The sequence below is a fragment of the Coriobacteriia bacterium genome (assembly GCA_016649875.1).
Taxonomy (GTDB): Bacteria; Actinomycetota; Coriobacteriia; order WRKU01; family JAENWW01; genus JAENWW01.
On sequence record JAENWW010000001.1, the window covers coordinates 137,939 to 159,613 of the forward strand.

The window sequence follows — 21,675 nt, forward strand, 5'->3', positions numbered from 1 at the left end:
TTGTATAAAGAACGTCCTACAAAAGTACTACGCACAAAAGAGCAATGAGTGACATTTTCGTGTCATATTACGCACTATTCCATGTGTTCAGGATAACCAAGGATCTCGGGCTTTGAATTCTCTTTTTGGCGGACGCTGAACGTTATCGAATCCTTCTGTGCGCTATGCACCGATATGTCCATATCATGCCTATGGGCAATCTCTTGGGCAATCGGTAAGCCGAGCCCGGTTCCTCCACCCGTGCTTACTGCACTGGAAGTGTAAAATCTGGTAAACATGTGCTCGGCATCTTCAAAAGATACCCCCTCCGCATGGTTTGATACATGGATTTCATCGCGAGCAAACTCGACATCGACCGTATCGCCGGGCTCGGAAAATTTAACGGCGTTGTCCAATAGGACCATCAGCATCTGTCGCAGGCGGCCATAATCTCCCGTGACGGCATAGTGGTCATAGGCGCATTCGGACGCGAGTATGACTCCCTTTTTTTGGGCTACATATTCAAATGAGGTTACCGCATCACGGAACACTTCACACAAATCGACCGTTGATTTCTCTATGGAAAAATTCACGTTTTGAAGCGTCGAAAGATCCAACAGATCTCCGACCAGGCGCTGAAGGACAAGCACCTCCTGAAGCATTTTTTCATACACCTCACGCACAGCGTCGGGCTCGGTCACAACGCCGTCTCGCAGCAACTCTATCGATCCACGCAAAACGGTTATCGGCGTCCGCAACTCATGTGAAACGTTCGATATAAAATCACGACGCATTTTTTCGAAGTTTGCGTGTTCCTCCTCGGCATCTTGAAGATGCACTGCAAGTGTGTCCATCGCCCGTGCAACATCGCCGATTTCATCTTCTTGCGCTATCGTCGCAACACACTCATACTCGCCGGAAGCCATATGCAATGCACGCTTCTGCAAAGCTGTAAGAGGTTTTGTGAATTTAACAGAAAGGCTCTTTGATGCAAGAAACGCTACAAATAAAGCCACGATTACGCACAACAAAAGAAGGAACAGATTTTGGTTGATGCTTTCGGCATATCCCCTCACGGGCGCATGTAGCAAAACGACGCCGACGACCACGCCCGAGCTGTCTTTTACAGGGGCGCCCACGGTAAGTGTCGGCGCATGCAAAAGCCCACTGAATTCTTCGCTGAATGCGGTTTCTCCTTTGAATACTTTCGCGACGAGCTCATCGGCACCTGCCGGAATATCTTGATACGTATAAGAGACCCCCGCCCCGACTGTCGAAGCGGCATTCATGCCCATGGATCCTGAGGCATGCGTAGGAGTTATCAAATCGAGATTTTTGTCTACAATCCAAACATCTGCAAGCGATATGGCATTTACCAAATCGATGTAGTTGGCATAATTCCCCTTACCCATGCCTTGACGCATGTCACCTTGTGCCGAGGAAATATAGCTTGCTGCCGTCTGAGCAATCGCTTGCGCTTTCGACACCATGTCATCACGATAGGCACGCTTCATATGCAGGTCGAAGAGTACGGAGAACAGCCCGCCGACGATGAGGGCGAAGAGAACCAACACCACAACGAAGTAGACGCTTAGGCGTCGTTCAATTTTACTCTTCGCCATTTTGAAAACCTTCAAACTTATACCCTACGCCCCACACCGTTTTTATCTCCCAGTCTTCATGTTTTACAACATCGGTCTTCGCTCTGAGACGTTTGACGTGCGAATCGACGGTGCGCGTGTCACCAAAATAGTCATATCCCCAAAGCCGTTGCAGAAGATCTACGCGCGAAAAAACTTTCCCCCTGTTAGTCATCAAAAGCCACAGGAGTTCGATTTCTTTTTTTGTAAGCATCATAGGTTGCTCGACGATTTTCGTCGTATAGGTTGTGAGGTTAACGGTAAGTGAACCGTATGTCGCTTCCTCACCGTTTTCTTCATTCTCAGGTTCGAGTCTACGCAATACCGCCCGTACCCGTGCCATTACCTCGGAAGGAGAAAATGGCTTGACAATATAGTCGTCGGCACCGATATCAAGCCCCATAATCCTCTCGAAGTCCTCTCCCCGTGCCGTAATCATGATTACGGGGGTCGAGGATATCCGCCGTATCTCTTTGCACACCGCAAACCCGTCCATCTTCGGCATCATGACATCGAGAAGCACTATGCTGGGCTGATGGGCCTTCAAAAGAGCAAGAGCTTCTTCGCCGTCTTTCGCTCGATAGGTCCGATATCCGTCACGATGCGCATATTGTTCCAAAATCTCTGCTATTTGTATATTGTCATCGGCAATGAGTATCGATTGCATCGATTGATCGGGCCGCATATGAATGCCTTTCTCTTATATGTATGACTGAATTACACCACAGATTGCAGACATGTCACACCTTTTCTGACAACTTGTCATGTAAAGACACACGAAAAGACATAGTTATGACACAGACACTGAGTACTATTGCACCATACCCACCAGACAGGTGGGGGTCTCGCACAAACGACAGAAAGGACTACTCATGAAAAAGAAACGTATTACCATCATTGCAACGGCTTTAGCCGCCACTTTGATCTTCGCATCGGTCGCCTATGCGGCAACTGCTCCGCAAAGCATGGCTGAAATCGCAGCCTCAGTGATGGGAAAATCAGTCGATGAAATGACCCAACAAAGGACAAATGGGAATGTTACGTACGGTTCGCTTGCAAAAGATGCAGGCAAGCTTGAGGAATTCCAAGCTGCAAAGCTGGAAAATACAAAGGCTATTCTCGACCAGCGAGTCGAGGCCGGAACAATCACACGTGCTCAAGCAGACACAACCTTGTCAGCCATTGAGGATAATCAGAGTGCATGCGACGGCACCGGATCGGCAGCTATGGGAAGAAATAATGGCGGCGGATTCGGCGGCGGCACAGGCCTTGGCTCAGGTAATGGAGCCGGCCGTGGCTCAGGTAATGGCGGTGGCCTAGGTCAAGGTGCCGGCACAGGAGAGTGTCTCAACCAGTAATATCAGAAAAATAAAGGTACAAAAAAGCACCCCTTTTTAAAAAAAGGGGTGCTTTTTATATCCGTAAGGATCGTTGTTCACCGGAGCCAAGAAAACTACTCTGCAGCAGGTGCCTCTTCGGCAACCGGAGCTTCTGCGGGAGCGACAGCTTCCTCGGCAGGTGCCTCGGGAGCAGGAGCCGGTGCAGCAGCTTCGTACTCGGCAGCCTTCTTCGCCTTCTCGGCGGCCTTGACTTCACGCGCGACCTTCTTCTCGGCCTCGGCAGCCTCGGTAGCGATACGGTTTGCCTCTGCAACCTTCTTCTCACGCTCGAGTGTAGTCGCGGCAGCTGCGCCGAACTTATCTGAGAAGCGCTGTACGCGTCCACCGGTATCAATCAGTTTTTGCTGACCGGTGAAGAACGGGTGGCATTCGTTGCAAAGTTCGATGCGAACATCGCCACCGTGAGTTGACTTAGTCTCGAAACGATTACCACATGAACAGATATATGTGGTCGTCTCGTATGTAGGGTGAAGACCCTCTTTCATAGTTGAACACCTCCGATAGTGCCTTGGTTTCCGACCAAAGCGAGGACATAGACATTAGATAATACCAGCGTGTATACGTTTAGGCAAGCAATCAGCGGCTCGCCCTCAAGCTGCCTCCACTTTGCTCGGCCTTCTTGGCCATCTTGATGAGGAGCTCTTCGTTGGTCTCCGATTGATTGAATCCTCGAATGAGTTGTTGCATGGCAAGCTCGGGGTCGACGTTATGGAAGATACGGCGAACGCCCCAGATGAACGGTGCCCACTGTTTATCGAGCAGGAGTTCTTCTTTGCGAGTTCCCGAAGCAACGACATTGATTGCCGGGAAAATACGCTTGTCCGCCAAGGAACGATCCAACACGAGTTCCATGTTGCCGGTACCCTTGAACTCCTCGAATATGACGTCGTCCATTTTCGAACCGGTATCAACGAGAGCCGTCGCAAGGATGGTGAGAGAGCCGCCGAATTCGATGTTTCGAGCCGCACCAAAGAACTTTTTGGGCGGATAAAGCGCGCCTGAGTCGACGCCACCGGAAAGAATACGTCCCGATGCGGGTGTCGCCAAGTTATAGGCGCGTGCAAGGCGCGTGACGGAATCGAGCAGAATAACGACATCGGCGCCGGTTTCGACGAGGCGTTTCGCGCGCTCAATGACGAGCTCGGAGACTGCGATGTGATTTTCACTGGGCATGTCGAATGTCGAAGAAATGACTTCGCCGTGAACAGAACGCTCCATATCGGTGACTTCTTCGGGGCGTTCGTCGACGAGCAGACACATCAAATGCACTTCGGGATTATTCTCAGAAATCGATGCGGCGATATCTTTGAGGATGGTGGTTTTTCCGGCTTTCGGAGGAGATACTATCAAACCTCGCTGTCCCTTACCGATGGGAGCCATCAAGTCGATGGTGCGGGCGGTGAATTCTTTTTGGCCGCGCTCCATCACAAGGTGCTCTTCGGGATAAATCGGTGTGAGCGCAGAAAACTTAGGACGATCGCGCGCCTCTTCGGGTGATTGCCCGTTCACCGCATCGAGACGATGGAGCGCACCGTACTTTTCGGTTTCACGAGCCGGACGAACCTGGCCCTCGATAAAGTCTCCGCGACGAAGACGATTGCGTCTGATGGTCGACATCGATACATACACATCGTCGGGACCAGGGAGATAACCGCAGGTTCGCAAGAACCCGTATCCTTCGGGCAGGAGGTCGAGAACTCCCTTTACTTCGACAAACCCCTCGGATTTTACTTTCGCCTCGAGAACGGCATCGATGATTTCATCTTTCTTTTTGAGAGCTTTGACATCTATCTCGAGTTCGGCGGCCATTTCGCGGAGCTCGGCGACTTTGAGCTTGGTTAACTCTTCGCGCGTCACCGAAGGCTTGACTTCGGCTTGTTGGGCTGTACGCGGACGCGTTTTCCGATTGCGGGGACGAGCACTCATGCGTTGACTACCTTCTCCCAGTCCTTGGCAAATGAAGCGAGCCCACGGTCGGTCAAAGGATGACTGGCCAGACCCTTGAGCACCTTGAAGGGCACCGTTGCGATATCTGCGCCCATCAACGCCGACTGGGTCACGTGGTTGGCCGAGCGAATCGAAGCGGCGATGATTTCAACCTCATGTCCGAAATCATAGTTACCGACTGCGGCGATGATATCTCCGAGTTGCGTCAGTCCGTCTTCACCGATGTCATCGAATCGTCCGACAAACGGAGAAATGTAAGCAGCTCCGGAACGAGCTGCCAAGATTGCTTGCGGAACACTGAAGCACAGTGTCATGTTCACCTTTATGTTCTCACCGGCAAGCGCTTTTGTTGCGGCAAGACCCTCGATTGTCGTCGGAACTTTGACGACGACGTTGGGAGCGATACGCGAAAGCTCACGGCCTTCGGCGATAATCTGATCTCGGGTCGAACCGACGGCTTCTGCCGAAACCGGCCCGTCGGTCAGCGCACAAATACGCCCGATGTGCTTTTGAAAATCACCGAGTTTGCCACCGATACGTGAATACAGTGTCGGATTGGTGGTGACGCCGGCAACGACTCCCCAACTCGTCGCTTCCTCAATTTCTGCCAAATCAGCAGTGTCTAGGAAAAACTTCACTTTTACTTTGTTCCTTTCTCTAAAAACACCCCCCTTTAGGGATGTTTACTCTTAAAAAATACGGAAAAATGCGCTCAAGACCGAAAATATCGCATACTTATGTCATTAAATGTGAATTTCTACGTGGGATTTTTTAGATTAGTTTCTCTCAAGAAAATGAAAATGTTGCACACCTAATATACCACTGCAAACTACCGGATGCACAAAAAGATGGGGACGACTACAAGCGAATGCTCCCGACACGTGAAAACTCGAGAGGCAACGGAGGTCTGCGTGTTCCGAGCTCTCGCACCTCGTCTGCGGCCGCGGCGGCCACCCGAACAGCCCGCTCGTAGGCCTCATCGTCGGTGTCGGCGGCGAGCAGTCCGATAATCGTCGGGCCGGAACCGGACAGCGCAACCCCGTCGCATCCGGCCTTCCGCACTATCGCTTGAATTTCCTCGATATCTCCGATGACTTGCGCACGATACGGCTGGTGCAAACGATCCCGCAAAGCATCACCGAGTAAATCAGGTTGACCGCTCACGATGGCTGCGGCCAAAAGGCCGGCGTGGGCGACGTTGAACGCTGCATCCTTATGAGTCACATCGCGAGGAAGCAAGTCTCGTGATTCCGCCGTGGAAAGTTCTCCGTTTGCCGGGACTACGACCGCCGCCAAGCCACGTTGCGGCTCGAAGCGCGCATAGCAAGGCACACCTTCGCGAGAATAGCACACGGTAAAACCACCGAAAAGCGCCGAGGCGACGTTGTCGCTGTGACCCTCCAGCTTCGTCGTGATTTGGAATATTTCTCCGTCGGACGGGGCCTGGAATCCTTCTTGGATGAGCAGCGCGCGCGCGAGGAGCGCCCCGCCCACGATTGCCGTGCTCGAAGAACCGAGCCCGTTTCCGGTGGGAACGCGATTTTGACACCAAATATGGGCGCGCAGCTCGGGATGTCCGGCGATTTCAAGCACCGTCGCCATGGCCACGGCAACTTGGTTGTCCCCTCCAGTCGAAAGGTAACCTTCACCTTCACCTTCGACTTCGACAAGCCAATCCGCGGCGAGTTCGGCCTCGAACTTATTGTAAAGTTTGAGCGCGATGCCGAAGCTGTCGAAGCCGGGTCCAAGGTTTGCCGAGGTGGCGGGAATGCTGAAACCGACGCACATATGCGCTCCTTAAATATCTTCTACGCGGATGAGTGCGGCGATTTCAATGACGGAATCGAGCGCACGGATTTCTTCGAATGCCGCACGAATCGAAGCCTCGCCCGCTTTATGCGTCACATACACGAGTTCGGCCAAGTCAGCCTCGCCCGGAGCACGTTGAATCAGCGACTCGACGGAAACGCCGTGCTTTGCGAATGTCGCTGCGGTCGCAGCCAATACGCCCGGCTTGTCGTGGACGACCATGCGAACATAATAGCGATCTTGGAGTTCGTCGATCGGACGAATGCGGAGGTTGTCGACGCACGTGCAGCCTATGACGCTGTTTCCGGCGTCGATTGCACGGGCCGCCTCGATGACATCTCCCATGACCGCGCTTGCGGCAGCTCCGGCTCCCGCTCCCTCGCCGAAAAACATCGTCTCTCCGACAAAATCACCGACAACGTAAATGGCATTGAATACGCCGTTGACCGAAGCCAACGGATGTCCCGAGGGAATCATCGTGGGATGGACGCGTATGTCGATGCCTTCATCGGTACGACGCGCGATGGCGAGCAATTTGACGGTGTAGCCGATTTCTTTGGCGTAGTCGATGTCGCTGGGCGCCAATGAACGAATGCCCTCAGTGTAAACCTGGTCGATGGTCACGCGAGAATTGAAGGCGATGGAGGCGAGGATGGCGATTTTCGCCGCCGCGTCAAACCCGTCGACGTCAGCGGTTGGGTCCGCCTCGGCAAAACCTTTCTCCTGCGCTTCCTTCAATGCGGTGTCGTAATCGAGACCGTTTTCGGTCATGCGGGTGAGCATGTAGTTCGTCGTACCGTTGACGATACCCATGACGCTTGAAATCTCATTTGAGATAAGGGAGTGCTTCAACGGCTCGATGATGGGAATGCCACCGCCGACGCTCGCCTCGAAACGGATGTCGAGACCCTTGGCCTCGGCAAGCCCCAAAACTTCTTGCCCCGCCGACGCCATGAGCGCTTTGTTGGCCGTCACGACGACATTGCCCGCCTCAAGCGCGGCGATGACGATGTCGTGAGCCACACCGGTTCCGCCGATGAGCTCGATGACGATATCGAGATTCGGGTCGGTGGCAACGGCGAACGCGTCCGTCGTGCAGATTGCAGGATCGAGTCCGAGTTGCTCGAAGCGAGCGGTGTTTCTATCGGCGGCGGCGGCCAGCGCGATATCGACTCCGGCACGTCGCTTGAAGTCTTCACGATGATTCTTGAAGATTTCGACGACGCCACCTCCGACGGTGCCCAGACCTATGAGTCCGACTTTGATTGTACGCATGGGTTTACTCCTCTATTCCACTTCGCAACGCATGAGATCGTCATAGGTTTCTCGCCTGACGACCCACCGCCACGTACCGTTATCGACAAAAATGACTCCCGGGCGCACTTGCTTGTTGTAATTGTTCGACATCGACTGACAATATGCCCCGGTAGCAGCCACGCAGAGGATATCCCCCACCTCAGTCTCTTGAATCGGACCGTCGGTGACGACGATGTCTCCGCTTTCACAATGCTTCCCGGCGACCGTACCGACCATTGTACGCGGTTGATCGGCCTTATTGGCTATGAGTGCTTCATAATGCGCATCGTAAAGTGACGTACGGATGTTATCGGTCATTCCCCCGTCGACGGCGATATATGTTCGAATACCCGGAATCTTTTTGATCGTACCGACCGTATACAGTGTCACTCCTGCGTTGGCCACAATCGAGCGTCCCGGCTCGACGGCCATGCGCGGAACCGTGAGTCCGTAGCGCTCGCACTCTTCCTTGATGCCGTCGATGACCACTTTGCCGTAGTCTTGAATGGTGGAAGGCTCGTCGGGCACACCGTAGGCGACTCCGAGTCCGCCACCGGTATCAAGCACGCGGACCTCGACGCCCGTTTCCTCTTTGATGGAGGCAATGAACTTGACGATGACATCGATTGCCGCACGAAAACTCCGCAGGGCGAAAATTTGGCTTCCGATGTGGATGTGCACACCTTTGAAATCTATCCCGGGTGCCGCAATGGCTTTCTTGATGGCGTGCATCGCAAGCCCTTGGTTGAGGCCGAAACCGAACTTGGAGTCTTCTGCACCGGTTTTAATGAAATCGTGCGTATCGGCTTCGACACCGGGCGTCACACGAACCAAGGCGCCTTGCACCTTTCCCAGTTCGGTCGCGATGCGAGAAATACGCTCTATCTCCTCGAAGCTGTCGATCACGATTTGACCGACTCCGGCTGAAATCGCCTCACGCAGTTCGACTTCCGTCTTATTGTTGCCGTGAGCATAGACGCGCTCCATCGGTAGGCCGGCTCGAATGGCATAGGCCAACTCGCCACCACTCGATACGTCGAGGCAACATCCCTCTTGATTGACGATGTCGACCATGGCAAGCGACATGAACGCTTTTCCGGCATACACGACATCGACGGCATCCCAATGAAAATGCGTCCATTTGACATAGTCTCGCAGTTGTCGACGTATATGGTTTTCGTCCATGACGTAGAGGGCGGTTCCCGCCTCACGGGCGAGCTTTACCATATCGACTCCTCCGATATGGAGGTTCCCGTCGATGAACTCGGTCGAATACGGCAAAATGGCGGCCAAGTCACGACCGGTTTTATAGTCCGCCTCGCGACGAACATCAAGAGCTGAAGAATGTCCCACAGCTTACATCCTTTCCGGGGCCTGGATACCGAGAAGTGAAAAGACGTTGCGGAGCGTACGGCGCGTGGCATCCACCAAGAACAAGCGCGCGTCGGCAATGGACGTATCATCGTGCATCACGCGACACTGCGAATAGAAATGGTGGAATGTGGCCGCGAGATCTTCCGCATAACGGGTGAGCTTACTCGGTGCGAGTTGTGCAGAGGCCGCCTCGACGACTTCGGGAAACTCGGTGAGTTTGCGAATGAGGTCGAGCTCAGCTGCCTCGGTGATGAACGACAGGTCGGTATCGGGCGCGATTTTTTGTGAGAGAACATCGACGGCCGCATCGCCGGGAGCGTTAAACGCCTTGCGGATTATAGAGCAAATACGTGCGTGCGCGTATTGAACGTAATATATCGGGTTGTCGCTTGACTGCTCGCGCGCCAAATCGATATCGAAATCGACCTGCTGGTCGGTGGAGCGGCGTAAAAACCAATAGCGGGAGGCATCGGCGCCGGTTTCCTCGACGAGTTCCTCGAACGTGACCATTTCGCCGGTACGTTTCGACATGCGCACAAGCTTGCCCGAACGGAACAAATTGACGAGCTGACCGATGACGACATCGAGCTTTCCCTCATGTCCGAGAGCTGCACAAGCTCCCTTCATGCGTGCGACATACCCGTGATGATCGGCACCCCATATATCTATGACGCGGTCGAAGCCGCGGTCGAATTTATTTTGATGGTAGGCGATGTCCGCGGCGAAATACGTATAATCCCCGTCGGCCTTGACCAGTACGCGGTCTTTATCATCTTTGAAATCGGTCGAGCGAAACCAAAGCGCTCCATCCTTTTCATAGATGAAGCCGGCCGCGGTCAACGCGGCGATGGCCTTCTCGATCGCAGTGGCGCCGTCGGCCTGTTTTGCGCGCAGCGTGCGCTCGCTGAACCACACATCGAAATCCACGCCGAAATCGTGAAGCACCTTTTGCAGGTGAGCGAGAACCTGTTTGTAAGCGAGTTCCTTGAAGTGATGTTGACGCTCTTGCGGGGTCGCCTCAGCCCACGAGGCGCCCTCTTCATTAAAAATTTCTTGCGCGATGTCTTTGATGTAAGCGCCTTGATAGCCCTCTTCGGGAAACTCGACCTCGATGCCGCAAAGTTCGAGATAGCGTGCTGAAACGGACCGGCCGAACGTATCCATCTGGACACCGGCATCATTGATATAAAACTCTCGCTGAACTTCATGTCCGGTAAAAGACAAGACACGAGCCATGGAATCGCCGAGCGCCGCCCACCGACCGTGCCCTACGTGCATGGGCCCCACCGGGTTTGCGGAAACGAACTCGACTTGGACTTTTTGTCCTCGACCGTTTTGAGACGAACCATAGGCCGTGTCAGCGAGACGAATCGCTTTGAGTTGCTTAGCAAGCGCAGCCTGTGAGAGATGCACGTTGATGAAACCGGGACCGGCGATGTCTACACTTTCGATATCGTCCGTGTCGGTCAGGTGCGCGGCGATGATTTCTGCAACGGCGCGCGGTGTCATGTTCGCTTCTTTCGCACAACGCAGGGCAACCATCGTCGCCCAGTCGCCGTGGGACACATCGCGCGGACGCTCGATTGCCGGGTCCGGAACGGAGCCGAGTGTGAGTTCGCCTTTATCGATTGCGGCTGTCAATGCATCATAGACAAGCCCGGAAACAGTGCTTTTCACGAAGTAGCCTTTCATTTGTGTACTCTTTGAATACCTTTTAGGATACCGAATATTGAACGGCAATTAAACAGCAATACCGATAAAGGGAGCCCATTTTAAGCTATTTGTGGTATGGTTCGCCTCTGTTAATTCGAAATGCACGGTAAACCTGTTCGACGAGCACCACGCGTGCGAGATTGTGTGGGAGCGTAATGGCACCGAATGACACACTCTCTTGTACCGCCGATCGTACCGCCGAACAAACACCGAGCGACCCGCCGACGATAAACGTCACAGAAGATGTCCCGTGCAATCCGAGCTCCGCGATTCTCTCGGCCAAACCGGGGCTCGACAAAAGTTTGCCTTCGATAGCGAGTAACACCACATGCGAGCCTGAGGGAATCGCTCTTATGATATCCGCACCTTCTTGCTCCAGCACACGATCATCGGACAGCTTATCGGAATCTCGATCGGCGATCTCGATGATACGGACATCGGCATAGGACTGCAGACGTTTCATGTACTCGGCGACGGCCTCACGCCAAAAACGTTCTTTCAGCTTGCCGACCGCGATGATGGTGATCTTCATGTCGTTCCCGTCTCAGTAGCCGGTTTTTCGTTTTCCTCCTTCATCAGAATAACAAACGCCGCCCGAAAAACTCGAGCGGCGTCATTAAAAACAGCTACCGAAGTCATTGTCACACGCGTTCGATTACCACGAAGGACTGTTCAAAACCGCCATGAGCAGTCCCGACAGGGGACCAAACACCACCGTCAGCACCACACACGTGGCTATCGCAACACTCGCAAAGACCGTGGAGGCGCCCGACTGCCCGGCGACTGCCGATTTCTCGGCCGTACCCGTGCCGACATCGAACGCAGACTCGCCTTCGATCGTCACGTTGATATCGCTTGCCGTCTCCTCATCGAAGAATGCGGCTTTGACGAAGCGCAGATAGTAAAATGCCGAGACCACGGAGGCGATCGTCGCTATGATGACAAGCCACACGTGGCCGCCGCGCACGGTTGCGGTAAACATATAAAACTTGCCGAAGAACCCGGCCATCGGGGGTACACCGATGAGAGAGAGCGCGAAAATCGCAAGCCCCCACGCCGCCGCCGGCCGCCGCTTCGAAAGTCCGGCGAGATCTGAAATCTTTCCGCCTTCACTTGCCGTGACGAGCAAGATACCCATTGTGGCGGTGGCATAAAAGAGCGCATAGAGCACAATCGAAGTGACCGAAGAATCCGACATACTCACAAGTGGAATGAGCATGTAGCCGGCGTTCACCACGCCGGAATATGCCATGACGCGACGGGTGTCTTTCTGAGTAAGCGCCGCGAATGAACCTAAAATCATCGATGCGACTGCGGCGATAGCCAGCACGGTGCCAAGCGAAGATGTCGCCGCGGTTTTTGCCGAAAAGGTATTGATGACGGCGACCAAACGAACCGCCAAAACGATACCGGCGATTTTCGGCACGCTTGCGACGAAAGCGACTATCCAGGACTCGGCACCTTCATAGGCATCGGGCGCCCAGTAGTGAAACGGCGCAGCCGAGAGTTTGGCGAAAATACCGACGAACAGTAAAAGCACGCCGACGAGACCGATCGTTCCGGCCTTCGCCAGATTGAAACCGGAAAAACTCGAAGTACCCATGATGCCGTAAAGAAAGGTTACGCCGTATATCATCACGAGAGACGAAAGAACCGAGAGCAAGAAATACTTTATCGCTCCTTCAAGTCCGTTGAGATGATCCTTGCGATAGCCTATCAAAACATAAGCAGGCATAGTTGCGAGTTCGATGGCAAGTACCATGACGACCAAGTCGAATGCTCCGACCATCAGACAACTGCCCATCGCCGAGAGCATCCCGAGCGCCGTCGCCTCGCGAACACGCCCTGTTGCACGGCTCGCAACCCAGAACAACCACAGTGCGGTAAGCAGGCAGATGCCCATGCTCGCCACGCGGGAATCATACGTGAACCAAATTTTCATTCCGAAGACTTTCTGCCCGGCACTACTCCACAGGAACAACGCACCTGCGGCAAGCGTCAGTATTCCACCGACCAGCGCCGCCCCCCTATCACCTCCGGGAAGCTTCTCTGCAAACAAAGCCCACGCAACTCCGACGAGAAGCAATGCATAGGGCAGAAATGTCATATATCCCGTCATCGGACTAGCCACCAATCAGCTTTCCGATGGCGTTTGCGACCGGATCGGTAAAGTTTAAGAGCAAGAACCACGCAACTCCTATCGCAAGCGTCAGCGCCGCCAAAGGCACGACGGTTATAACTTCACGCACGGAGATATCGGATTGTGCCTCGACAGCCGGGCTCGGCGTCCCGAAAATGACGCGTTGTATGAGCCACAACATGTACGTCGCCCCGATCAGAATTCCGATGCCGGCGATGACCACGAGCCAATGAGGGATGGCCGGGCTCGTCCATGCTCCAACAATCGAGAGGAACTCTCCTATAAATCCGGAAAGCAACGGAATCCCCATACCGGCAAATCCGGCGAAGCAAAAGATTCCCGCATAGACCGGCATTTTGGAGGCTATTCCCGACAACTCGGAAATCTGACGCGTATGCGTACGATCGTAGATCATACCGACGAGGAAGAAGAGCATACCGGTATTGAGCCCGTGAGCGATGTTGACCGCCATAGCGGCGTTAAGCCCCACCACCGTTCCCGAAGCGATACCGAGCATTGCAAAACCCATGTGTGCGACCGACGAATAGGCGACGAGCCGCTTCATGTCGGTCTGCGCGAAGGCGACGAGTCCTCCGTAGACTATCGAAATGACACCGAGGATGGCGATCGCGTACTGCCAATGGTGAAACGTCTGAGGCAAAATCGGCAGGGCGATACGCAAGAATCCGTACGTTCCCATCTTCAGCATGACGCCGGCGAGGAGCACCGATGCGGCGGTCGGAGCTTCGGTATGGGCATCGGACAGCCACGTGTGCAACGGCCATATAGGCACCTTGACCGCAAATCCGATGAAGAACGCGGCAAACACCCACCATTGGAAGCCGAACACCGCTCCGGAGCCCAGATGCGCCGACTGCATTGCAATCATATCAAACGTGCCGGTCTTCAAGTACAGGGCGATGATTCCGACGAGCATGAAAACCGATCCGAAAAACGTATAGAGGAAGAACTTGATGGCAGCATATTGACGACGTTGGCCGCCCCACTGCGAAATGATGAAATACATGGGGACGAGAACGATTTCCCAAAATACATAGAAGAGTACGAAATCGAGCGCAGAGAAAACGCCGTTCATTCCTGTCTCGAGCAGCAAAATCATCGCGAAATAAAATTTCGGCTTCACGTCGATTTTCCAGCTTCCAATCACCGCCAAGAAACACAGAAGCGATGAAAGCGCGACGATGGGCAATGAGAGACCGTCGACACCGACATAATATTGAATGCCAAGTTGATGAATCCAGTCGAACTGAACGACATATTGCATGCCGGCGCCCGTTTTGAACTGAACCAGCGCGATGGCGGCCAAAATGAGATCGATGCCCGTTATGACCAAGGCAATCCATTTCGCAGCGCCTTCGCGTCTTTTAGGCAGAATTGCACAAAGCAAAACGCCTACCAGTGGAAGTAACATGATGAGCGTGAGCACGTTATGCCCCCTTCATAATAACAACGACGAACAATAACAAGACGACAGCACCGATAACCAGACGCTGATAATTGAGAACACGACCGCTTTGAATCTTACGCAATCCGTCGCCCAACTTTTTCGAGCCGGCCGCGGCGGCGTTTACCGCCCCGTCGATGACGGAATCGTCGAACTTCCAACTCATCGCCGAGAGAGCCGTGAATCCCGATGCGACTCCGTTGACGATTCCGTCAATGACGTGCGCGTCAAAATACCAAAGCGCATCCGCGAGTCTCATATAGGGGGTGATGATGAGAAGTTCGTAGGCGTAATCGAAATAGAGTTTCTGCTCGAGCGCCGTCGAAAGCCCCTTGAAACGATTGGTGAGTTTAACCGTATCGATGGCACCGGAATACATGAGGAAACCGATGAGACCGCCGGCAAGCGTGACAATCGTTGAAACAGTCGCGAGGGAAACTTCGGGCCATTTGCCCACCTCGCCCAAATACCGGGCGAAGGTCGGACTCAAAAACCCGAGCACGAGTGTGATGACCGCAAGAATGCCGACCGGAACGAGCTCGAGTGCGGTGCCTTCATGAACACCTTTCGTGCGCGGCTTGCCGAAAAAAACGGTGAGCCACGATTTGGCGACGTAAATCGCCGTGAGCATGCCCATGAGCAGAGCAAGCACGAACACCGTCCAGTTCCCGTTCCGAAACACGGCAGCGAAAATCTCGTCTTTTGAGAAGAAGCCCGACAGGGGCACCAAACCGGCCAGTGAAAACGCACCTATCGAAAACACAATCATCGTGGCGGGCATTTTACGTGCCAGTCCGCCCATTTTGCGCATATCTTGCGTATGCGTCGCATGGATGATGATACCTGCCGCCAAGAACAGCAGCGATTTGAAAAACGCGTGCGTCGTCAAATGGAACAATGTCGCCACCTGCGCGTTCGCTCCGAGCCCGACGAACATCAGACCGAGCTGACTGATCGTCGAATAGGCGAGCATCTTCTTGATGTCAGTCTGAAAACATGCCAGCAATCCGCCGATGAGGGCGGTGATGATACCCACCCATGTCAAAACACCGAGCGCGAATGCGGACAGCGCGATGACGGGGAGCATGCGAGCGAGCACGAAAACGCCGGCGGCGACCATGGTAGCCGCATGGATGAGGGCCGATGCCGGAGTCGGACCGGCCATGGCATCAGGCAGCCACACCATCAAAGGCCATTGCGCCGATTTGCCCATTGCCGCCCATATCAAGCCGAGCGACACCACGAGAAGCGTCGCCGGGGTCCAGCTGCCCGCGCTTCCCAAAATCGTATCGATGTTAAATGTGCCGCAGGTCATATACACCGCAGCCAAAGCGATGATGAAACCGATGTCTGCCGCGCGCGTCACCAGGAACGCTTTTTGCGATGCCTTTCGCGGTGCCTCGTCTTGGTACCAAAAGCCGATGAGCAAATAGGAACACAAGCCCATGATTTCCCACATTGCGAACGTGAAGAGCAAGTCTCCCGAAATAACCAAAAACAACATCGCCGCGGTGAAGAGCGATAATACGCTGAAGTACCACCCGCGACGGTCGTCATCTTTCATATAAAACAGTGAAAACACCTGTACACACGCGCCCACGATACTGACCATTGCAAGTATCAGAACTCCGAGCGAATCAAGCGAAAGCGTCAACGTCAGGGGCTTGCCGGCCAAAGGCGCCAGCGCCCACGTTGTCGACCACAGGACACGTCCCATCTCACTTCCGGGGAAGACGCGTACCACGGCGACGACTGCAAGTATCGCCGAGACCAACATGCCGATCACCGGGATGAAGCGCACCTTATTGCGAAGCGAACGCGGCAGACACACCGTGAGGATAAACGCGATGATCGGAAGACTCGGTATTGCTATAATCCAGCCCATTGCCTATCCCTTCAACTCGGTGAGATCGCTGACTTCGCTTGTTTTCCCCGCACGGAATATCGCAATGACGAGGGCGAGACCTATGCCGATTTCGGCGGCGGAGGTAACCATCATGAACAACGCGAAAAACCAGCCGGTCATTGCGGCGGGTGTGACGAACCGATCGATTGCGACAAGATTGAGCGTAATCGCAATCGACATGATTTCCAGAGACATCAAAATGCCGATGGTCGATTTTTTCGATATCGCACCGTATATGCCGATGGAAAAAAGCGCCGCCGAGAGGAGAAGAAATGCATCCAGTCCGACTCTCATTCGGTATCACCGTCCCTCGTCCACCAAACCGCCGCTATCAAGGCGACGGTGAGCACGAGTGAGGCGATTTCGAAAGGCAGCGCATAGCCGTTCATGCTGAACATGGCTTTCCCCAGTTCCACAACCGACGGCATGGATGTCGGCAAAGCAGCTCGGACGAGCGACGGGCTGGTGAGAATCGCATATGCCATCAAGGCGAAAAACAGTAGGGCTCCGATGAGGGCAGCCGGTGAAAAATCGAGTGAGCGGACGGCGTCTTGTCGCGACCGCGTGGTTATCATGATGGTGAATACGACCAAAATTCCCACGGCGCCGGCATACACCATCAGTTGCATGACCGCAATGTAGTCCGCACTCAAGAAATAGAACAACCCGGCCGAGGCCAATGCCGCCTCAAGGAGCCAGTAGGCAGCATGCATGACATTTCGTGAGGTCATTACCGAAAAAGCTCCCAATAACAACGCAAAAGCCAGCACGACGAATGCAATGCCGTTAACTGTTGTCGCCATCTGCTCCTCCTTCCTCTTTCGTCGATTTCCCCGTTTTTCCCGCTCCGTCGTGTGCCGCTTCCTGTGAAACGGGCTCCGATTTTGCAGTCGGCGCCGGACGTTCCTTGCGAGGAGGCTTTACCGCATCGGTGTCGGTCAGCAAGTCGTCGGTGAGATCTTCTTTATCGAAATACGCAAGCTCGATGTTTTTGCCCATATGTATCGCACCGAACGGGCACGCTTCGACGCAAAGCCCGCACATCATGCACGCACCGCGCTGATACAGCCAGTGGTTGATGTGCTTATTGCGCTCCTCGTCGACCGATACATCTATATTGATGATGTAATCCGCGCACGTGTTTTCACATATCTTGCACCCGGTGCATGTGTGATGCCCGTTTTCATCGAGCGTCATTTCAACGGACCAACGTGCACGCTCGGGGAGCTCATAACGCTCATGGGGATATTGGATGACGATATTCTTGCGCCACAGGTTTATCCACGCAATGCGCATGGCTTTGAATATGCCGACGGGAAACTTCCAGCGAGCCATTACAGACCACCCCCCGTCTTCATCGAAATAAGTTTGACGAAGAAGGCGACGACGACGGTGTACACAAGCGCGATCGGCATGAGTTTTTTCCACCCGAATGCCAACATCTGGTCGACTCGATAACGTGAGAACGTTCCGCGTATGAACATGAACGCGAAAATCACCAGATAGGTTTTGATGATGAAGACGATCGGAGCAAACGCCCCCATCGTGTTCGGGTTGATGAACGGCAAGGACCAGCCTCCGAAGAACAGGCTCACCATGATTGCCGCCATGATGAAGTTATTGGAAAATTCGGCGAGATACATGAATCCGAAACGCATCGCGGAATACTCCGTATTGAAGCCGGAAACGAGTTCGCTTTCCGCCTCCGACATATCGAACGGCGACTGGTTCGTCTCCATAATCGAGCAAATGAAAAATATAATCATGGCAGGAAACGCGGGAAGCCAATACCACACCGATGTCGTCTGAGCCATCGTGATCGCCTTGAGACTGAAACTACCGGTGAGCATTATAGGAATGAGCGCCGACAGCAACAAAGGTATTTCATAGCTGATGGCCCCACCGACTGCACGCGTCGCTCCGATGAGCGCATATTTGTTATGGCTTCCCCATCCTGCCGCAAATATCCCGAGCGGAATGACGGTGAGGAATCCGAACAGCATCAAAACGCCGAGGTTGACGTCGAAACCGATTAATTTATCGGAAAACGGAATGGCGATATAGGCCATCAGCGCAGGAACGAACACGATGACCGGTGCGATGATGTAGAGCCAGCGATCGGTCTTTCCCGGATGACGATCCTCTTTGACGAGGAGCTTCACGATATCGGGGACCAACTGCAAAATGCCGCCCGGCCCAAGCTCGGTCGGTCCGAGACGCAAATGCAAGTGACCCAATACTTTACGAAGCATATAGATAATCAGGGAACCGTTGAGCAACATGACTACGATGAGCAACAACGTGTGAAGAATTCCGGTAGCCCAAGGATTCATCGGTCAACCTCCCCGAAGCAGAAGTCGAACGATGCCATCGTCACGATGGCGTCGGCGATCATACCGCCGGGCAGGAGCGTGTCGGCCATGGCCAAATGGTACAAAATAGGCGGACGATAGCGAACGCGGTAAGGCTTGGTGCCGCCGTCTGAATAGATATGGATACCGATTTCTCCTCGGCAGCCTTCGACGCAACCGTAGCTCTCGCCCTTCGGAACGTGAAGCACGCGCGGGAGTTTGGCCATATAGGGTCCTTCGGGCAGACCATCGAGAAGCTGGCGAAGCATCCTTATGGATTGGCGAAATTCGTCATAACGCACGACGACGCGCGACCAAATGTCGCCATCTTGTGCGATTTTCACATCGAAGTCGAGCTTTGAATACGGGCCGTAAGGACGGTCGCGACGCAAATCCCAATCGATTCCGGATGCGCGTGCCACAAAGCCCGTGGCGCCCATCGAAAGAGCCATCTCTTTTGAGACCACACCGATTCCCTTGACACGTTGCTGGAACAACTCGGATGCGGCCAAAATATCCCAGTGCTCGTCCATACGTTGATCGGCCTCTTTGAGCCATTTACGCAACTTCGCCTCGGCATCCGGTGTCATATCACCGAAAACACCGCCCGGACGCACATAGTTGAACATTACGCGTTGTCCGGTGAGCGATTCGAGTATTTCTTGCAGGGTTTCACGATCGCGAACCATATAAAGGAACGGACCCATGGCACCCGAATCCAAACCGAGTGGTCCCAACCACAAAAAGTGGCTGGCAATCCGATTGACCTCGGCGGCGATGGCGCGCAGCCACTGCGCGCGCTCCGGCACCTCTATTTCGGCGAGGTTTTCAACCGCATGCGCAAGCGCGGTCTCAGGTAAAATACCGCCCGCATAATCCGCACGATCCATCAAAGGAGCAAGATGGGTATACGGTCTGCTCTCACAAAGTTTTTCGATACCGCGATGGAGGTAGCCGACATGGGCCTCACTCGACATGACGGACTCGCCGTTGAGCTCGAGAATTTCACGCAACGCCCCGTGAGTCGAAGGGTGCGAAGGCCCGACGTTGAGCAAAAAGTGCTCGGTGCTCATCTTGTTCGGGTCATCGGCGATACGACGAAGGTTTCGCGGTACGGGAATACCGGCGGGAGGCTCTTTGGAAAGCCAGCCCTGGTTGTCATAGCCGACGAACTGATCGTTCGTCATGCCGTCGAGATCGAAATCTCTCAGTACCGGCTCCATATCTCCTCCTTTCCGCGAAGTTGAACGGATTTGCGCAACGGTGTCGTAAGCTCCGGATTGGTCAGGAGTCGCTTGGGATTCGGATGATCTTCAAGGAAAAGACCGAACATCTCGCAAAGCTCACGCTCAGGTAGGTAGACACTTTGAAATATATCGATGACCGAGTGATACTCACCGTCATAGGGCAAACATATCTTCACGCGAATATCGATATCGTTGGTAAGCGAACGCAAATGATAGGTGACCTCGATAGGCAGTTCTGCTTCGGCGCCCAAGTCGGCTCCGAACGTATCGAGGAGCATCTCGAAGGAAAGGTCCCCGTCGCGCAACGCAAGCAATGTCGGATGGACCTGCTCGGGCATGACACGAACGACCATGCCGATTTTCGATTCCTCTTCCACCGACAGCGTTTCGACTCCGGCCGCCTCAAGGAGGCTATTTACGTGCGTCTGCTCGAGCTTCAAGGCGCGCCTCCGTATTCTTATATATCTTCTCGCGAAGTTGCAAGAAAGCGTATTGGACTGATTCCGGCCGCGGCGGGCAACCGGGAATATACACATCGACCGGGATGATTTCATCGACCCCTAAAACCACGTTGGGGTATTCGCGAAACGTTCCGCCCGAATTGGAGCAGGCGCCCATGGATACGACGTATTTCGGATCGGGCATCTGGTCGTAGAGAGTTTTGACGACCTTGGCCATCTTGAGGTTGACGGTGCCTGCCACGATCATGACGTCGGACTGACGAGGGACTCCGCGAAAAAAGATACCGTGACGGTCAAAATCGAAGCGAGGGCCCGACGCGGCGATCATACCCTCGAGCGAACAGCACGCGATACCGAACGCCATATACCAAAGACTGCGCGCACGTGACCAATCGAAAAACTGTTCGCTTTTAATGAAAATCAATGAGTTTTCACCGAAAATTTTATCTAGTGCCACTCGAGCGCCCCTTCCTTCCATGCATACGCGAGACCGCCCAGTAAAATGGCGACGAAGAGAAGCATCTCGATGAAAATGAACCAACCCGTGCCCTCGGCACCGAAAGATACGGCCCACGGATACAAAAACACCGTCTCGATGTCGAATATGACATAAAGAATCGCGAACACGTAGTAACCGGCGCGAAACCGGACCCACGGCTCCCCGATGGGGGCGACACCGCTTTCAAAGGTTACCTTTTTCCCCTCGGTCGGATTGGTCGGCGACAGTAGCCATGATGCCCCCATGCCGATGCATGCGAATACAACACCAAGAATGAGAAAGGCAGCAACAACAATCTGCTCTGTCAAGATTACCTCCTAATATAAAAGAACACGACGTCTGGCGCAGACATCTATATTACCAATTTATCGGAGGTTACCCCCCAAATACGAAGACATAGGGCGAAAGGGAATCGTCATTCCTGTGAATGGCAAATAGAGGCTGAAAT

General features: G+C 53.9%; 22 protein-coding genes. 1 reads left to right on the plus strand and 21 read right to left on the minus strand.

Annotated elements, in window-relative coordinates; all coding sequences use genetic code 11:
• Positions 1-74 precede the first annotated feature (74 nt).
• A complete protein-coding gene (locus JJE36_00650; protein ID MBK5210829.1) occupies positions 75-1,601 on the minus strand; it encodes a HAMP domain-containing histidine kinase in 1,527 nt (508 codons plus the stop codon).
• Complete coding sequence (locus JJE36_00655; GenBank protein ID MBK5210830.1) at positions 1,588-2,286, minus strand: response regulator transcription factor; 699 nt, start codon at positions 2,284-2,286, stop codon at positions 1,588-1,590. Before JJE36_00655 ends, JJE36_00650 begins: the two co-directional genes overlap by 14 nt.
• Before the next feature lie 205 nt (positions 2,287-2,491).
• Between JJE36_00655 and JJE36_00660 the strand changes: the two genes are divergently transcribed.
• Complete coding sequence (locus JJE36_00660) at positions 2,492-2,977, plus strand: DUF2680 domain-containing protein (protein MBK5210831.1); 486 nt, start codon at positions 2,492-2,494, stop codon at positions 2,975-2,977.
• Positions 2,978-3,072: 95 nt separating this feature from the next.
• On the opposite strand, the gene rpmE is transcribed toward JJE36_00660, so the two are convergent.
• The 19 genes from rpmE to JJE36_00755 all read right to left on the minus strand — a co-directional run bounded on the left by rpmE (position 3,073) and on the right by JJE36_00755 (position 21,472).
• Positions 3,073-3,504, minus strand: a complete 432-nt coding sequence (rpmE, locus tag JJE36_00665) for a 50S ribosomal protein L31 (protein ID MBK5210832.1) — start codon at positions 3,502-3,504, stop codon at positions 3,073-3,075.
• 91 nt (positions 3,505-3,595) lie between these two features.
• Entirely contained in the window at positions 3,596-4,945 is a 1,350-nt protein-coding gene (gene rho / locus JJE36_00670) for a transcription termination factor Rho (protein MBK5210833.1), read from the minus strand.
• Positions 4,942-5,604 (minus strand): transaldolase family protein, encoded by a 663-nt coding sequence (locus tag JJE36_00675; protein ID MBK5210834.1) that lies wholly within the window; start codon positions 5,602-5,604, stop codon positions 4,942-4,944. The genes rho and JJE36_00675 overlap by 4 nt, the downstream gene beginning before the upstream one ends.
• A gap of 220 nt (positions 5,605-5,824) precedes the next feature.
• A complete protein-coding gene (gene thrB, locus JJE36_00680) occupies positions 5,825-6,754 on the minus strand; it encodes a homoserine kinase (protein MBK5210835.1) in 930 nt (309 codons plus the stop codon).
• A 9-nt stretch (positions 6,755-6,763) separates the two neighbouring features.
• Entirely contained in the window at positions 6,764-8,050 is a 1,287-nt protein-coding gene (locus JJE36_00685; GenBank protein ID MBK5210836.1) for a homoserine dehydrogenase, read from the minus strand.
• 12 nt (positions 8,051-8,062) lie between these two features.
• Complete coding sequence (gene lysA, locus JJE36_00690; protein MBK5210837.1) at positions 8,063-9,424, minus strand: diaminopimelate decarboxylase; 1,362 nt, start codon at positions 9,422-9,424, stop codon at positions 8,063-8,065.
• A 3-nt stretch (positions 9,425-9,427) separates the two neighbouring features.
• Positions 9,428-11,137, minus strand: a complete 1,710-nt coding sequence (locus JJE36_00695; protein ID MBK5210838.1) for an arginine--tRNA ligase — start codon at positions 11,135-11,137, stop codon at positions 9,428-9,430.
• 85 nt (positions 11,138-11,222) lie between these two features.
• Positions 11,223-11,690 carry a 23S rRNA (pseudouridine(1915)-N(3))-methyltransferase RlmH gene (gene rlmH, locus JJE36_00700; protein ID MBK5210839.1) on the minus strand — a complete coding sequence of 156 codons (468 nt, stop codon included), beginning with the start codon at positions 11,688-11,690 and terminating at the stop codon, positions 11,223-11,225.
• Between the two features lie 123 nt (positions 11,691-11,813).
• Positions 11,814-13,277 carry an NADH-quinone oxidoreductase subunit N gene (locus JJE36_00705; protein ID MBK5210840.1) on the minus strand — a complete coding sequence of 488 codons (1,464 nt, stop codon included), beginning with the start codon at positions 13,275-13,277 and terminating at the stop codon, positions 11,814-11,816.
• Between the two features lie 4 nt (positions 13,278-13,281).
• On the minus strand, positions 13,282-14,745 hold the full coding sequence (locus tag JJE36_00710) for an NADH-quinone oxidoreductase subunit M (GenBank protein MBK5210841.1): 1,464 nt from the start codon (positions 14,743-14,745) through the stop codon (positions 13,282-13,284).
• 1 nt (position 14,746) lies between these two features.
• Positions 14,747-16,648: an NADH-quinone oxidoreductase subunit L gene (locus JJE36_00715; GenBank protein ID MBK5210842.1), complete on the minus strand. Its 1,902-nt coding sequence runs from the start codon at positions 16,646-16,648 to the stop codon at positions 14,747-14,749.
• Between the two features lie 3 nt (positions 16,649-16,651).
• Positions 16,652-16,963, minus strand: coding sequence for an NADH-quinone oxidoreductase subunit NuoK (gene nuoK, locus JJE36_00720; GenBank protein ID MBK5210843.1), 312 nt, complete (start codon positions 16,961-16,963; stop codon positions 16,652-16,654).
• On the minus strand, positions 16,960-17,472 hold the full coding sequence (locus JJE36_00725) for an NADH-quinone oxidoreductase subunit J (protein MBK5210844.1): 513 nt from the start codon (positions 17,470-17,472) through the stop codon (positions 16,960-16,962). The genes nuoK and JJE36_00725 overlap by 4 nt, the downstream gene beginning before the upstream one ends.
• Positions 17,456-18,004, minus strand: coding sequence for a 4Fe-4S dicluster domain-containing protein (locus JJE36_00730; protein ID MBK5210845.1), 549 nt, complete (start codon positions 18,002-18,004; stop codon positions 17,456-17,458). The genes JJE36_00725 and JJE36_00730 overlap by 17 nt, the downstream gene beginning before the upstream one ends.
• Complete coding sequence (locus tag JJE36_00735) at positions 18,004-19,002, minus strand: NADH-quinone oxidoreductase subunit H (protein MBK5210846.1); 999 nt, start codon at positions 19,000-19,002, stop codon at positions 18,004-18,006. The genes JJE36_00730 and JJE36_00735 overlap by 1 nt, the downstream gene beginning before the upstream one ends.
• Positions 18,999-20,243, minus strand: coding sequence for an NADH-quinone oxidoreductase subunit D (locus tag JJE36_00740; GenBank protein MBK5210847.1), 1,245 nt, complete (start codon positions 20,241-20,243; stop codon positions 18,999-19,001). Before JJE36_00740 ends, JJE36_00735 begins: the two co-directional genes overlap by 4 nt.
• Positions 20,228-20,707, minus strand: a complete 480-nt coding sequence (locus JJE36_00745) for an NADH-quinone oxidoreductase subunit C (protein ID MBK5210848.1) — start codon at positions 20,705-20,707, stop codon at positions 20,228-20,230. The genes JJE36_00740 and JJE36_00745 overlap by 16 nt, the downstream gene beginning before the upstream one ends.
• Complete coding sequence (nuoB, locus tag JJE36_00750) at positions 20,679-21,206, minus strand: NADH-quinone oxidoreductase subunit NuoB (GenBank protein ID MBK5210849.1); 528 nt, start codon at positions 21,204-21,206, stop codon at positions 20,679-20,681. The genes JJE36_00745 and nuoB overlap by 29 nt, the downstream gene beginning before the upstream one ends.
• On the minus strand, positions 21,176-21,472 hold the full coding sequence (locus JJE36_00755) for an NADH-quinone oxidoreductase subunit A (protein ID MBK5210850.1): 297 nt from the start codon (positions 21,470-21,472) through the stop codon (positions 21,176-21,178). Before JJE36_00755 ends, nuoB begins: the two co-directional genes overlap by 31 nt.
• Positions 21,473-21,675 lie beyond the last annotated feature (203 nt).

What these genes read in the sequence shown, in the direction of transcription:
- nuoB (MBK5210849.1), bottom strand. Translation starts at nt 21,206, where the DNA reads ATGGAAGGAAGGGGCGCTCGAGTGGCACTAGATAAAATTTTCGGTGAA.
- JJE36_00650 (MBK5210829.1), bottom strand. Translation starts at nt 1,601, where the DNA reads ATGGCGAAGAGTAAAATTGAACGACGCCTAAGCGTCTACTTCGTTGTG.
- JJE36_00715 (MBK5210842.1), bottom strand. Translation starts at nt 16,648, where the DNA reads ATGGGCTGGATTATAGCAATACCGAGTCTTCCGATCATCGCGTTTATC.
- JJE36_00685 (MBK5210836.1), bottom strand. Translation starts at nt 8,050, where the DNA reads ATGCGTACAATCAAAGTCGGACTCATAGGTCTGGGCACCGTCGGAGGT.
- JJE36_00725 (MBK5210844.1), bottom strand. Translation starts at nt 17,472, where the DNA reads ATGGCGACAACAGTTAACGGCATTGCATTCGTCGTGCTGGCTTTTGCG.
- JJE36_00695 (MBK5210838.1), bottom strand. Translation starts at nt 11,137, where the DNA reads ATGAAAGGCTACTTCGTGAAAAGCACTGTTTCCGGGCTTGTCTATGAT.
- thrB (MBK5210835.1), bottom strand. Translation starts at nt 6,754, where the DNA reads ATGTGCGTCGGTTTCAGCATTCCCGCCACCTCGGCAAACCTTGGACCC.
- JJE36_00755 (MBK5210850.1), bottom strand. Translation starts at nt 21,472, where the DNA reads ATGGGGGCATCATGGCTACTGTCGCCGACCAATCCGACCGAGGGGAAA.
- JJE36_00730 (MBK5210845.1), bottom strand. Translation starts at nt 18,004, where the DNA reads ATGGCTCGCTGGAAGTTTCCCGTCGGCATATTCAAAGCCATGCGCATT.
- JJE36_00655 (MBK5210830.1), bottom strand. Translation starts at nt 2,286, where the DNA reads ATGCAATCGATACTCATTGCCGATGACAATATACAAATAGCAGAGATT.
- rho (MBK5210833.1), bottom strand. Translation starts at nt 4,945, where the DNA reads ATGAGTGCTCGTCCCCGCAATCGGAAAACGCGTCCGCGTACAGCCCAA.
- JJE36_00735 (MBK5210846.1), bottom strand. Translation starts at nt 19,002, where the DNA reads ATGAATCCTTGGGCTACCGGAATTCTTCACACGTTGTTGCTCATCGTA.
- JJE36_00740 (MBK5210847.1), bottom strand. Translation starts at nt 20,243, where the DNA reads ATGGAGCCGGTACTGAGAGATTTCGATCTCGACGGCATGACGAACGAT.
- JJE36_00660 (MBK5210831.1), top strand. Translation starts at nt 2,492, where the DNA reads ATGAAAAAGAAACGTATTACCATCATTGCAACGGCTTTAGCCGCCACT.
- nuoK (MBK5210843.1), bottom strand. Translation starts at nt 16,963, where the DNA reads ATGAGAGTCGGACTGGATGCATTTCTTCTCCTCTCGGCGGCGCTTTTT.
- JJE36_00705 (MBK5210840.1), bottom strand. Translation starts at nt 13,277, where the DNA reads ATGACGGGATATATGACATTTCTGCCCTATGCATTGCTTCTCGTCGGA.
- rpmE (MBK5210832.1), bottom strand. Translation starts at nt 3,504, where the DNA reads ATGAAAGAGGGTCTTCACCCTACATACGAGACGACCACATATATCTGT.
- rlmH (MBK5210839.1), bottom strand. Translation starts at nt 11,690, where the DNA reads ATGAAGATCACCATCATCGCGGTCGGCAAGCTGAAAGAACGTTTTTGG.